The sequence below is a fragment of the Microvirga terrae genome (assembly GCF_013307435.2).
In the GTDB taxonomy this organism is placed as follows: Bacteria; Pseudomonadota; Alphaproteobacteria; order Rhizobiales; family Beijerinckiaceae; genus Microvirga; species Microvirga terrae.
Genome location: NZ_CP102845.1, coordinates 4,528,120 through 4,541,529 on the forward strand (window position 1 = coordinate 4,528,120; position 13,410 = coordinate 4,541,529).

Genomic DNA, 13,410 nt, shown 5'->3' on the forward strand with positions numbered 1-13,410 from the left:
TCGTCAGCGTCCGACGCACCAAACTGTCGGTGTGGATGAGAACCTGTGATGGGTCTTGCTGGCCTTCAATCGGCGGGCATCGGGTTAGAGCGGTGCCCGCTGATTTTGTGTGTTCCAGTGCGTGTTTCTGCTTCAGCTCGGGTCACTGACCCGGGGTCGCTGGTGGCTTCTTGAGCTGCTCCATCACCTGCTCGAGATTGTAGCTCGCGGGATCCTGCATCGGCGGGAATTTCCTGTAGGTTTCGAGCTCCCTCAGCCAGAGTGCTTGGCCGATCGGCAGGAGGTTCCAGTCGTAGACGTACGCTGTGGCCGGTCCTGCGAGTGCGCCGGCCATGCCGAAGAGCGACTTCGCCTGCTGCCCGATTGATGTCTCGAAGGGATCTCGCTTGATGTTGACGACTTGGCTCCAGTGATAGGGAAGGACCCCGGCAAGGAACCCGGTGGGCGCATCGGACACCATCGCGAAGTAGATCTTCCAGTTCTTGTAGCGCACCGCGGACGGATCCTTGCCCGAGTAGTAGAAGAAAGTGTCGCGGGAGGACTTGTCCGATTGGCCTTCCAGGTAGGCTCGCTGGTTGACGCCATCGAGGGTCGTCTTGACGATCCCGGGATACTCGCCCCGCTCGATCCGCGCCTTCAACTCGTTGCCCTTGGGGCCGCCGGCGATGTCGACGAGCGTGGGCAGCCAGTCGAGGGACGCGAAGATGTCGTTCTTGACCGTTCCCGGCTGGATGTGTCCCGGCCAGCGCACAACCAGCGGGGCGCGCATGCCGCCCTCCCAGGTCGACAGTTTGCCGCCCTTGAAGGGGGTGGTTCCGCCGTCGGGGAAGGTGATCGTCTCGGCACCGTTGTCGGTGGTGAACACGACGATCGTGTTGTCGAGTTCGCCCATCTCCTCGAGCTTCTTCAACACGTAGCCGATGTTGTCGTCCATCTGCTTCATGCCAGCTTCATTGACGCCCCAGTCCTTGCCGCCGGGCTCGCCCACCATCGCCATGTACTTGTCCGGCAGCACGGTCGTGACATGCATGCGCGCGGGGTTGTACCAGACGAAGAACGGCTTCTTGGTCTTCTCGGGGTCGTTGCGGTCGAGGAAGTCGATGACCTTGGCCGAGATCTCCTCGTCCACGCCCTTCGAACGCTCGAGCGTCAGCGGACCTTCGTCCTTGCAGGTCTGGTTTGCCGCGGTGCCGTCGGACGACCTGCACCACATCACCGGACGCGGCGGCGTCAGGCACGGGGTGGTCAAGGGATCGACCGCCGCCGGATCCAGGGGCAGGCCGGGGATCGGCGAGCTGCGGCAGACCGGTGCAACCGTCTGCTCGGTCGGCGTCTTGTTGATGTCGGGGAAGCTCACGCCCTGCATGGCGTCGAGGTGATAGAGGTAGCCCCAGAACTCCTGGAACCCATGTGCGGTCGGCAGCGCATCGGTGTGGTCGCCGAGGTGGTTCTTGCCGAACTCGCCGGTATTGTAGCCGAGGTCGAGCAGGAACTTGGCGATCGCCGGCGTGCCGGGGCGCAGATAGGACGGGCTGCCTGGCAGTTGCGGCGGGATCATGCCGGTCCTGAGCGGATGCATGCCGGTGAAGAAGGCGTTGCGACCTGCCGTGCAGCTCTGCTCGGCGTAATAGGTCATGAACTTCGCACCCTCCCGGCCGATGCGATCGATGTTCGGCGTTTCGCCGACCATCAGGCCCTGGTGGTAGATGCCGGGCTGCATCCAGCCGATGTCGTCGCCCATGATGAACAGGATGTTGGGCTTCTGCTGCGGGGCCTGCGCGATGACCGGACCCGCAACCGCCGCCGCGATCAGGGCCGTCGCCCCGATCAACGCGGCCTTCGTCTTCATCGGACAGACACTGCTCTTCCTGCCTGAAGGTCGTGAGGACGCACGGTCACTGCTCATGGGTTGCTCCTCTCTCTCTGATGATGCACCGGAAGCCGACATGGCTCATGGAGCTGTCGATCGGCTGCGGGTGGCGTGCTGCCGGGCGGTAGCGGCGGCAGTAGCTCGGGGCACACAGATGCGAGCCCCCTTTGACGACCTTGCGGGGAATGCGTGTCTCCGGTTGACAAGGATCGTAGCTCTGGTCCGCACGTGCACCGCGCGGGTTCTCGGGGATGCAGCAGGCCTTCGGAGCGTCGGCCGTGTGCTTCGGCACATAGAAGTCGGACGTCCACTCCCAGACGTTGCCGATCATGTCGTAGAGGCCGTAGCCGTTCGGCTCGTAGGTCATGACCGGCGATGTCCGCTCGTAGCCATCCTCCTTCTTGCTCTGGAACGGGAACTGCCCCTGCCAGGTGTTGGCCATGTGGCGGCCGCCCGGCGTGAACTCGTCGCCCCAGGCGAACTCCGCCTGGTCCAAGCCTCCGCGGGCCGCGAATTCCCATTCGGCTTCCGTGGGCAGGCTCTTGCCGGCCCAGGCGGCATAGGCCTCGGCGTCGTCATAGGCCACATGCACGACCGGATGGTCCTCCAGGCCCTTGATCGAGGAGCCGGGCCCGTGCGGGCGGCGCCAGTTGGCGCCGAAGACATAGGCCCACCACTGCCGCCAATCCCGCAGGTCCACCGGATAATCCGGCGGGCTGAACACGAGCGAGCCGGGCTTGAGCAGATGCGGCAGGGCCTTCGGATAATCCTTCGGGTCCGGCTGCCGCTCGGCGAACGTGACGTAACCCGTCGCGCGAACGAAGTCACAGAACTGCCGGTTCGTAACGGGCGTCGGATCGATCAAGAAGCCGTCGACCATGACACGGTGGGACGGGGCCTCCTCCGGATAGTGGAGGTCCGATCCCATGCGGAACGTGCCGCCCGGCATCCGAAGCATGCCTGCATCGGGCGGGCCCTCTGGCCTGCGGTCGTGGAGATGCCGAAGTGTGACCTGCGACATGGGCTGTGTTCCCATCCTGGCGAACCGGAAGTGTCGTCTCGAACGCCGATACAGGTCTATTGGGGTCCTCCCTGAAACTGACGGCGGCAGACCCTGATTTAGCATACAGGGAGTTGCCGGACCGGATCGACAGCACGCCGGTCAGGGTTTAACCTGTGCAACCGGACCGCGGCTTGCGTCGCGACCGCCGGTCCCGTTGCGTTGTCCTTGCGGCCGAAGAGCGCCGGCATGGCTGATGGCACCACCCCGATGGTTGCACTAACTCCCCAGGGCTTCGTGCCCCGCCTGCGGGGCCGGCTTGCCTTGACCTTCATGGCCATCACCGTTGCGGCATGTCTCGTCGCCGCGGCTCTGTTGATCTCGCACGCGGCGGACGAGCGACATGCGATCGAGCATCGCGCGCAAGAGGCCGCCAAGGCGCTCTCCTTCGGCTTCGATCAGGAAGTGGCCGCGGTCAACTACCTGCTGAAGGGCTTGTCCAAATCTCCGGCGCTCCTCTCGGGGGACATCAAGGCCTTTTACGATCAGCTCAGGGCCACCCCCGTTCCGGAAGGCTCCTGGCTGGTCCTGAACGATCTCGAGCGGCAGGTCGCCAATACTCTCCGACCATTCGGATCGCCGCTCCCGCGGCATGTGGACTTCCCGAATTACCAAGAGCAACTCGACCGAATCCGGGATCGCCGGTGGTCCGTGTCCGGCCGGATGCTGGCCCCCTTGAAGGGCCGCATCGTCGTGGCCCTCAGCCTTCGGCTCGATGGTCCGGACAGGCGGATGAGCGGTCACCTCAGCATTGCGCTGGCGGAGGCGCGTCTAGGGACAATCCTTGATGATCAAGCGGTACCGGTTGCCTGGGTCAAGGGCCTCTACGACCGCAAGTTCCAGCCGATCGTCGCCGACAGGGACGGCCACAAGGGATCCGATCTGCCGGTTCCCGCAGCACTCGCCTCCCGCCTCGCCGATGCAGGTCCAGACAACACGGTCACGGGAACCGTTGAAGCCACCGACGACCGTGGGGTTCCGGTCCTTGTTGCCTTCCGCCGGTCGGGGGCGACGAATTGGACGACCATCGTCTCGGTGCCGCAGGCGGATCTCAATGCGCCGATTACCGCCGCCTTGTGGCGGATGGCCGGCCCCGCGGCCCTGCTCCTGCTAGCTGGAGGGATTGCGGCCTGGTTCACGGCCCGCCAGGTCGAGCAGCCCCTCCGGACGCTGTCCGACCAGGTCTCGGGGGCGAAAAGGCAGGTCAACGAGCTGTCCGGCCAGTTGCTTGCTCTTCAGGAGGACGAGCGACAACGGATCGCCCGCGAACTGCATGACTCGACGGCCCAGCACCTTGTGGCGGCAAACCTCGGGCTTGCTGGCCTGGAGGGAGTGGTCTCGCAGATCCCGGCGGCCCGCAAGGCCTTGGCGGAGGTCGAGAACCTCCAGAGCGAGGCGCTGCGGGAACTGCGGGTCTTCACGTATCTGCTGCATCCGCCGAATCTCGCCAAGGATGGCCTCCAGGCGACCCTGCGGGACTTCGCCGAAGGCTTTGCCGGCCGCACGGGGCTCGTCGCCCGCATCCGGATCCCGGAGGAGGTCGACGAGACCCCGGCGGATCTCCAGCGCGCCATCCTGCGGGTGGTGCAGGAGGCGCTCACCAACGTGCATCGTCATGCCGGGGCCTCCCGCGTGTCGGTGGATGCCCGGATCCGGTCCGGACGCTTGGTCATCCGCATCCGCGACAACGGACATGGCATGGCGGGCCCGGATCGGCCCACCGGGCCCATCCGGCTCGGCGTCGGTATTGCCGGGATGCGGGCCCGCCTGGAGCAGTTCGGCGGCGACCTCCGGATCCGGTCCGGCTATAGCGGCACGTCGGTCGTTGCGGTCGTTCCGATCACGGTGGCGGGACGGGCGCTGAGCCAGGCCCGGCGCATGCTCGATCCCTGGCTGCCCAGCGCGACAAGGCTCGACGGCGAGGCTCCCTCCTGATGTTTCAGGGTTTGCATCCAGCAGATTCAGGGTATTGCTCAGGTGAGGCCGACGGCCGGTAGGTGTATCCTGCCTTGGGTTCGAGCCCGCCGGACGAGCCGGGCCTCCGCCGAAGGAGGTTGCATGATGACGCGCATCCTGATCGCCGACGATCACGACGTGGTCCGCTCCGGCGTCCGCACCATCCTGGAAGGGCATGAGGGCTGGGAGGTGGTCGGTGAGGCGCGGGACGGCAAGGAGGCCGTCGACCAGGCGACAGCCTTGCGACCTGACATCGTCATCCTCGACTATGGCCTGCCGCTGGTGAATGGAGTCGAGGCCACGCGGCAGATCCGCAGCCGTGTTCCCGGCGTGGAGGTGCTGATCTTCACCATGCACGACACCGACAGCCTGATGCGGGACGTGCTCGAGGCGGGAGCGCGTGGGTTCCTGCTCAAGTCGGACGCGAAGCAGTTCCTCGTGTCCGCCGTGGAGAGCCTGGCGGCGCACAAGCCGTTCTTCACCGGCAAGGTCTCCGAGGCCCTGCTCGAGACCTACCTGTCGAAGGGCTGCACGAAGCGGTCTGTGCTGAGCTCGCGTGAGAAGGCGGTGGTGCAACTGATCGCCGAGGGCAAGACCAACAAGCAGATCGCCGACATCCTCAGCGTCAGCACCAAGACGGTCGAGACCCATCGCGCCCTGGCCCTGCGCAAGCTCAACCTCGACACCACCGCCGCCCTGATCCGCTACGCCATCAAGAACAAGATCGTGGAGGGCTGATCATGCCCTCGATCGCGCCAACGTCTTAATCCAGGGCGGACGCATATCCGTTTCGAGGAGGAGTATGCATGCACCGCACATCCGCTTTCGTTGCCTTTGCGGCTATCGCATCCATGATCATCCCTGCGGATGTCGATGCCCAAGCGCGCCGTCAACAGGTGCAGGATAGTGGTCCCCTCGTCCTGGGAGTGAGACCGCGCAGCCTCTACCGCCTGACCCCGTCGTATCCCGTCGGGTCGACCTACGAGCCGAGGAATGCCTTCAATCCGATCCAGCTTGCTCCTCCGCTTGGTCCGTCAGCCAACAACGTCACGATAACCCTGCCGATATCGTCGGCGCAACGTCGGTTCACGCGAGTGGACGCCACTCTCTTCGCCAGTCGCGGCTGCCTGGGCCAATGAGGCCGCGCAGGCCGTCACGAATGCAAGACGCTGTTGACGCAAGCCGATCTCATGCGTCGAGCCGACCCATTCAGAACTTGGCGCTGATGCCGATGACGGGTCCGTGCTGGAGCATGCCGAACTCGTAGCGCTGCCGGCCCTCGCCCTGGACATAATCCACGTACAGCGCCCGGTAGCCGACCACACCCGAGAACGTGATGCCCTGGTAGGTGCCGAGCTCGAACCCGTAGGCGCCGATCGCCTGCCAGGAGAAGTCGCTGCCGACCCCGAAGCCGCCGATGTCGCCGCGCAGCCACAGTTCGTGCCCGGGCGCCACCGTGTAGCGCACCCGCGCGCCGATCAGCGGGTCGAGCCAGTCGACGGAACCGGAGCGGGCGAAGGCCCGGGCTCCGGCCACCTCAAGGTCGCCGACCTGCACCGCAGCCGTGACATCGAGCGACAGGTCTGCCTCCTGGTACCAGTAGCGGGCGCCGCCAAGCACGTCGACGGCGAGCGCGCCGAAGCGGGCGACCTCGTAGGCTGCCCCGACCTCCGCGATGGCCATTTCGATGTCGAGGCCGAGGGATGTGCCGAGGCTGCCCGTCACGCCCGGAGCCAGAGCACGGCTCCTGACATTGCTGCGCTCGACCCCGATCTTGCTCCAGACCACGTTGGCCATCAGGGCGAATGGGCCGTTGCGGGCCTCGACATCGCCCATCAGGGCCACGAGCGTGTCGCTCTCCTCGACGATGTCGGCGAAGCTTGCATTCACCTTCACGGAGCGCCCGCGCACCGTCTGGGTGCCGTTGAGCGCCGTGAGCCAGCCATAGGGCGTGACACGGTAGCTCCACGAGGGCATGGCGGGCGCCTCGATCACGGGAGCCGGAGGAGGGCCCAAGTCGGCCGCGAGCGCGGGATCTAGGCCGCCACCGAGAAGTCCGGCCGAAGCCAGGACGCCACACGACAGCCAGTGCGGAAGGTAGCGCATCATTCCCCCTTGGATTGCCATGTCCCGTGTCTCCGAGGCACCCCATGGCAGCGGAGGCCCTGCCTACCGTCAAGGCAGGAATCAGTAACCGCGGGGAGAACCTGGATGTTTGGCAGCCAGTGTTGCTTCGCGGGCATGGTGACTGCGGCTAGCGCCGCAGACCTGGGACCATAGCTCCTCCGGCTAAGGTCCGGGGTGCCGTCCGCATGCATGACCGCCGTCAGTTGAGTTGGCACCTTGGTTGGTGCCAGGGATGCCCGGATCTGGCGAGCCGATGCCTCACCCGGTCAAGCATGCGTGATGGGAGCGCGCATCAAGTGGCGCGGACCACAAGGCTCGCCAAGGTCACCCGTCCATCGGACCTATAGTGGTTGACATGCTCCGTGGCGAGACGTTGACCGGCCTGATACACCTTCACGTCCGTGATGGACCCGATGGTCTCCAGCTCGGCGATGATGAAATCACGCTCGACATTCGTGTCCGAATCCGTGGCGTGGGTGACCTGGAAGGTGAGATGGGTCAGGGACAAACCCGTATCCCTCGTGCCCGCCCCAATCCAGAGCACCCGTTCGTCCTCGGGTGGACGATCGGTGTTGAGCCAGAAGCCTGCCGCCCCCCCGGCCCACGTGCTCTCGGCCTGCACGATGCTCAAGGACCAGAACCGGATGTGATGGCGCTTGCGGGGACTGTCGCCGATGGCCTTCTGAAACCCGACATCCTGACCGCGTCCGAACAGATAAAGGGTGCTGAACGGAGCCGACGGATAGGGCGAGTCGAACACGAAGGCCCGGATCATGCCCCAGGAGCTGACCAGGCCCAATCGGTCGGCCTCCGACCAGCCAAGCGCCGCAAAGGCCGCGCGAAGCTGCGCGAGGGTTCCCACGAGCGCCACGTTGACCGGATCACCCGGCAGCCCATCGCCGGTCGTCGTGAAGCTGGGCACCCGTTTGCGATGGAGGAGCTTGAGTCCCATGCGGATGACCCATGGGAGAATCACGTAGGCGGCGATGGCATAGGTGAAGCCCACGGCCAGGATCCAGGGCAGCCTTCGGTCGGCGGTATCGAAGACGACGAAAACAATGAGCCAGACGGAGAAGACGCCCAGCCCGAGGATGATCAGGCGTTGCAGGAGGCGGTTCAGCCATCGCATGATCCCAGCTCCGTCACAATTGACGCGGCAGTCGATCAGCAGTCCGTGCAGATGCCCTGCTTGACCTCCTGATCGATGCGCTTGGCCCTTTGATCCATCTGCTGGATCGCCTTGGCGTCATTGGTCGAGAATTCCTTGCTCGGCGCAGGCACGGTGGTGCTGTCGAGCATCCGATCGATCGCTGCACCGGACGGGATCTGGATCTCTCCCGAGGGCGTGAACGGTCGGTTGCTGTCCTGCGACAGAGCGGGAGTTGAGGCGATCAGCGTACCAAGGGTGACGAGGCAAAGGTGACGGCGCATCGAGATGTCTCCCGAATGAGGATGCCAGCCCCGCCCTGACCCTCATGCAGGATATACCTACCGGATGCCGAATCCACCTGGGCAAAACCCTGAAACTGGCGGGGACAGGCCCTGAAAGGTCAGGAGAGGATTCCGCCGTTCGCCTAGGTTGGCGTGCCAACCAAGGCATTCCCAGGTGCCCGGTCAGGGCTTAGATCCGTTCGCCCGATAGCTGGAGACGCTCCCGTTGAGGTGCGTTTCCGGCCCGGCGGGTCAGTGCCGATGCCACAAATCAGGGTTTGCCCCCATCACTTTCAGGATTGGCCCTGATGGCGGGACAGCCGGGTCTCCTCGGGCGATACTGGCGATCAGCCAGGACGTCGCACCATCCGGCAGCGGGTCTGTCCGCTGCAATGGCGTGAGTCGGGCGTCGGCGCCCTCGAGGGGATCACGCCATGAAAGCGATGTCACTTGCCCTTGCCCTGACCACCGCCAGCGTCCTGACGATCTCGGCCGCCCAGGCCCAGCAGACCACCGGAACCTCCGGTTCGCCGGACGCGACCACCACGATCGACGGCCGGCAATTGCCGCCCCCGCCGCCGCGGTTCGGCGGTACGATCAGGGAATCGGCGAAAGACTCCAAGCCCTGGTGGCCGCCCCGCGTCGTGCCGCCGAAGGGCGCGCCCAACGTGCTCCTCGTCCTCACCGACAACCAGGGCTACGGGGTTTCCGGCACCTTCGGCGGCGTGATCCCCACGCCGGCGCTCGACCGGATCGCCAATGGCGGCTTGCGCTACACCCAATTCAACTCGACGGCCCTGTGCTCGCCGACGCGGGCGGCGCTGATCACCGGGCGCAACCATCACTCGGTGGGGTTCGGCATCGTGACGGAGCTGTCGACGGGATACCCCGGCTACAACTCGATCATCGGGCCGGAGAGCGCGACCATCGGCACGATCCGGCGGGACAACGGCTATGCAACCTCGTGGTTCGGCAAGAACCACAACACGCCCGCCTTCCAGTACAGCATAGCCGGTCCCTTCGACCAATGGCCGTCCGGGATGGGGTTCGACTACTTCTATGGCTTCATGGGCGGCGAGTCGGATCAATGGGAGCCGTTCCTCTTCAAGGACCACACCCAGATCTTTCCGTGGGTCGGCAAGCCCGACTACAATCTCACCACCGACATGGCCGACGAGGCGATCAAGTACCTCAACGGCCTGAACGCCGTCGCGCCGGAGATGCCGTTCTTCCTGTACTATGCGCCCGGTGCCGCTCATGACCCGCACCAGCCCAAGGCCGAGTGGATCGACAAGTTCAAGGGCAAGTTCGACATGGGCTGGTATGCGCTGCGCGAGCAAATCTTCGCAAACCAGAAGCGGCTGGGCGTCATTCCCGAGAACGCCCAGCTCACCCCCTGGCCCGATGCCCTGCCGAAGTGGGACACGCTGTCGGCGGACGAGAAGAAGCTGTTTGCCCGGCAGGCGGAGGTCTTCGCGGGCTATTCGGCCTACGCCGACTATGAGATTGGTCGTGTGATCCAGGCCATCGATGATCTCGGCAAGCTCGACAACACGCTGGTGATCTACATCTTCGGGGACAACGGGACGAGCCCCGAAGGAACCACGCGCGGGACGCCCAACCAGTACACAGCCTTCAACGGCATCCTCGATGTTCCGGTCGCGGAGCAGCTCAAGTACTACGATCAATGGGGCTCCGCGACGACCTATCCGCATATGGCGGTCCAATGGGCCTGGGCGTTCGACACGCCATTCAAATGGACGAAGGAAATCGCCTCGCACTTCGGCGGCACGCGGCAGGGCATGGCGATCGCCTGGCCGTCCCGCAGCAAGGATGCCGGCGGCATCCGGAGCCAGTTCCATCACGTCATTGACGTCGTGCCAACCATCCTCGAGGCCGCCGGCATCGAGGCGCCGCAGATCGTCGACGGGATTGCGCAGAAGCCGATCGAAGGCGTGAGCATGGCCTATACCTGGGACAGGGCGAACGCCGACGCGCCCTCGACCCGCCATACCCAGTATTTCGAGATCACTGCCAATCGGGGCCTCTATCACGACGGCTGGTACGCCGCCACTACGCCGCCGGTGGCGCCGTGGGTCCTGAACACCCCCCGGCCGCCGGTGAACGAATACAAGTGGGAGCTCTACGACCTCACCAAGGACTATTCCCAGGCCAACGACCTCGCGGCGCAGATGCCGGACAAGCTCAAGGAGCTCCAGGCCCTCTTCATCGAGGAGGCGGCCAAGTACCAGGTCCTGCCGCTGGACAACACGCAGTTCCAGCGCGCCATCACGCCCCGGCCGAGCGCCACCGCCGGCAAGACGGACTTCACCTACAGCGGGGTGAACCTCGGCATTCCGCTCAGCGACGCGCCGAGCGTGCTGAACCGGTCGTTCACGATCACGGCCGACGTCGATGTGCCGGACGGCGGCGACGGAATGATCGCGACGCAGGGCGGCCGATGGGGCGGGTTTGGACTTTACCTGCACAAGGGCAAGCCGGTGTTCAACTACAACGGCCTGATGCTCGCCCGATTCCGTGCGGAGGGATCGCAGCCGCTGTCGGCCGGCAAGCACACGATCGTCTTCGATTTCACCTACGATGGGCCGGGCTTGGCGAAGAGCGGCACCGGCGTGTTGAAGGTCGACGGCAATGATGTTGCGACGGTGAAGATGCCGAAAACGATCCCACTGCTGTGTCCGGTCGATGAGACGTTCGACATCGGAGCCGACCTGCGCACGGGGGTCAACGACGCCGACTATCAGGTGCCGTTCGCCTTCAACGGCAAGATCAACAAGCTCAACCTCAAGCTCGAGCCGGTGCGGTTGGATTGAACGGGGGAATGCAAGGTCCGTGCGATCAGCACGCCGACGCAGGGACGGATTGGGTCGTCAAGTGAGCGCATCAATCCGACCGTCCCTTCAAGCCTAGACGGCCAAGTCCCGACTGATCCGAGTTGGGGTGTGGGCCGGTTGAACCCGTGGAGGCCGCGAGTCATCTCGCCGTTGCCACGACCTGCGCAAGAGGAGCCTGCCTCATGACCCATTTACGTCTTTCGAGGATCGCCACGGCGGCCCTGATGGCGACCGCCCTCACCTCCCTCGGCACGGTCCCTGCCTGGGCGCAGCCCATCGAGGCCGGCCGGGCCCTGTCGGCCACGAGCCTCAAGGAGCACGAGGCCTTTGCCATCGCCAAGGACGCCTATGTCTATGGCTATCCGCTCGTCACCATGGAGATGACCCGGCGCGTCTTCACCAACGTCGACCAGCCTGGCGGATCGCGCGCCCCGATGGGTCAACTGGTCAGCAAGCGCGAATACCCGACCGCCGCCTACCGGGACGTGACGGCCCCGAACGCCGACACTCTCTACACCTCGGGCTTCATCAACATCGGCCAGGAACCCTACGTGCTCTCCCTGCCGGAGATGAACGGGCGCTACTACCTGTTCCCGATGCTCTCCGCCTGGACCAACGTCATCGCCGACCCGGGCACGCGCACCACCGGAACCGGACCTCAGACCTACGCCATCACAGGGCCGGGCTGGAAGGGTGCGCTGCCAGATGGTGTGAAGGAGATCAAATCACCGACCGACATGGTCTGGTTCATCGGCCGCCTCTACTCGACGGGCACGCCGGAAGACTACAAGGCGGTCTGGGCAATCCAGGACCAGATCAAGCTTGTGCCGCTCAGCGCCTACGGCAAGCCCTACACTCCGCCGCCCGGCAAGGTGGACCCGGCCATCGACATGAAGACGGCCGTGCGCACCCAGGTCAACCGCCTGGAGCCCGGCCCCTACTTCAACCTGCTGGCGCAGTTGATGAAGGACAATCCGCCCCCGCCGGAGGATGCCCCGATGCTCGCCCGCATGGCGAAGATCGGCATCGCCCCGGGGCGTAACTTCGACACGCGCCAGCTCGATCCCGAGATCGCCAAGGGCGTCGAGCGTGCCCACCGGGCCGGCTGGGAAGAGATCATGGCGGGCATCCGCACGGTCGGCACCCTAGAAAACGGTTGGGTGGTCGCCACGACGCTCGGGCGCTATGGAACGGACTATCTCAAGCGCGCCACGGTCACCGCCGTCGGGCTGGGCGCGAACCTGCCGCAGGATGCCGTCTACCCGACGACGAGCGTCGACTCGGCGGGCCGGAAGCTGACCGGGTCCGAGAAGTACGTGATCCATTTCGACAAGGGCCGACTGCCGCCGGTCAACGGCTTCTGGTCCCTGACCATGTACGATGCGAACTACTTCTTCGTCGCCAATCCCCTCAACCGCTATACCCTGAGCCAGCGCAACCAGCTCGCCCAGAATCCGGACGGGTCAATCGACCTCTATCTCCAGAGCGAGCCGCCCGGAGCCGGCAAGGAGGCCAACTGGCTGCCGGCTCCGGCCAGCGACATGAACCTGATGCTACGGCTCTACTGGCCCAAGGAGACCTCTCCGTCGATCCTGAACGGCACCTGGGAGCCGCCGAAGGTGGAGCGGGCCAGCGATCGGCAGGCCAGTGCCGCCTTGGAGCAGAGCAGGCTCGTGCCGACCAGCGCCGGCATCCCGGCAGAGACCGGCAGTGCCGGACCAGGCCCTGTCGCGGGCTCCTCGACAGTCGGCGTCGCGATCGTGGACGTGCGGACGCTCTACAGCGGCTACAGCGTCAAGAACCAGATCCTCGGGCGCGAGATCTACAACGACAGGGGTGAGCGCGTCGGCCATGTCACGGATCTGATCGTGGCACCCGACAAGGTGGCAACCTACGCCATCGTCGGAACCGGCGGCTTCCTCGACCTCGGGGAGCACCTGACGGCGGTGCCCGTCAGCCAGTTCACCCTGAAGGACGGCGAGATCATGCTGCCGAACGCGACCAGGCAGTCGCTGGAAGCCATGCCCCGGTTCGTGCGGGCGAGCAACGAGTAGCGATGGCGGGGCGCCATCCCGCAGCGCCCCGATCGCAAACAAGCACATGGAGACGCC

At 65.3% G+C, this 13,410-nt stretch carries 10 protein-coding genes; 5 read left to right on the forward strand and 5 right to left on the reverse strand.

Annotated features, from left to right (window positions below):
- Positions 1 to 142: 142 nt before the first annotated feature.
- Positions 143 to 1,741: an arylsulfatase gene (locus tag HPT29_RS21295; protein ID WP_259060763.1), complete on the reverse strand. Its 1,599-nt coding sequence runs from the start codon at positions 1,739 to 1,741 to the stop codon at positions 143 to 145.
- 154 nt (positions 1,742 to 1,895) lie between these two features.
- Positions 1,896 to 2,828: a formylglycine-generating enzyme family protein gene (locus HPT29_RS21300; protein WP_173945062.1), complete on the reverse strand. Its 933-nt coding sequence runs from the start codon at positions 2,826 to 2,828 to the stop codon at positions 1,896 to 1,898.
- A 291-nt stretch (positions 2,829 to 3,119) separates the two neighbouring features.
- Here HPT29_RS21300 and HPT29_RS21305 point away from each other — a divergent pair, with 291 nt between their 5' ends.
- From HPT29_RS21305 to HPT29_RS21315, 3 genes are all read left to right on the forward strand, one after another.
- Entirely contained in the window at positions 3,120 to 4,865 is a 1,746-nt protein-coding gene (locus HPT29_RS21305) for a sensor histidine kinase (protein ID WP_173945060.1), read from the forward strand.
- A 126-nt stretch (positions 4,866 to 4,991) separates the two neighbouring features.
- Positions 4,992 to 5,624: a response regulator gene (locus tag HPT29_RS21310; RefSeq protein ID WP_210271870.1), complete on the forward strand. Its 633-nt coding sequence runs from the start codon at positions 4,992 to 4,994 to the stop codon at positions 5,622 to 5,624.
- 68 nt (positions 5,625 to 5,692) lie between these two features.
- The gene (locus HPT29_RS21315) at positions 5,693 to 6,025 is read left to right on the forward strand and encodes a hypothetical protein (RefSeq protein WP_173945058.1); all 333 of its coding nucleotides are present in this window, start codon (positions 5,693 to 5,695) and stop codon (positions 6,023 to 6,025) included.
- Between the two features lie 70 nt (positions 6,026 to 6,095).
- Here the strand turns inward: HPT29_RS21315 and HPT29_RS21320 are convergent, their stop codons facing one another.
- The 3 genes from HPT29_RS21320 to HPT29_RS21330 form a co-directional block, all read right to left on the reverse strand.
- Positions 6,096 to 7,013 (reverse strand): hypothetical protein, encoded by a 918-nt coding sequence (locus HPT29_RS21320; protein ID WP_259060240.1) that lies wholly within the window; start codon positions 7,011 to 7,013, stop codon positions 6,096 to 6,098.
- Between the two features lie 292 nt (positions 7,014 to 7,305).
- A complete protein-coding gene (locus HPT29_RS21325; RefSeq protein ID WP_173947519.1) occupies positions 7,306 to 8,142 on the reverse strand; it encodes an LssY C-terminal domain-containing protein in 837 nt (278 codons plus the stop codon).
- 35 nt (positions 8,143 to 8,177) lie between these two features.
- Positions 8,178 to 8,444 (reverse strand): hypothetical protein, encoded by a 267-nt coding sequence (locus HPT29_RS21330; RefSeq protein WP_173947520.1) that lies wholly within the window; start codon positions 8,442 to 8,444, stop codon positions 8,178 to 8,180.
- Between the two features lie 443 nt (positions 8,445 to 8,887).
- Here HPT29_RS21330 and HPT29_RS21335 point away from each other — a divergent pair, with 443 nt between their 5' ends.
- Positions 8,888 to 11,278 (forward strand): arylsulfatase, encoded by a 2,391-nt coding sequence (locus HPT29_RS21335; protein ID WP_173947575.1) that lies wholly within the window; start codon positions 8,888 to 8,890, stop codon positions 11,276 to 11,278.
- 203 nt (positions 11,279 to 11,481) lie between these two features.
- A complete protein-coding gene (locus HPT29_RS21340; protein ID WP_173947521.1) occupies positions 11,482 to 13,353 on the forward strand; it encodes a DUF1254 domain-containing protein in 1,872 nt (623 codons plus the stop codon).
- Positions 13,354 to 13,410: the final 57 nt, after the last annotated feature.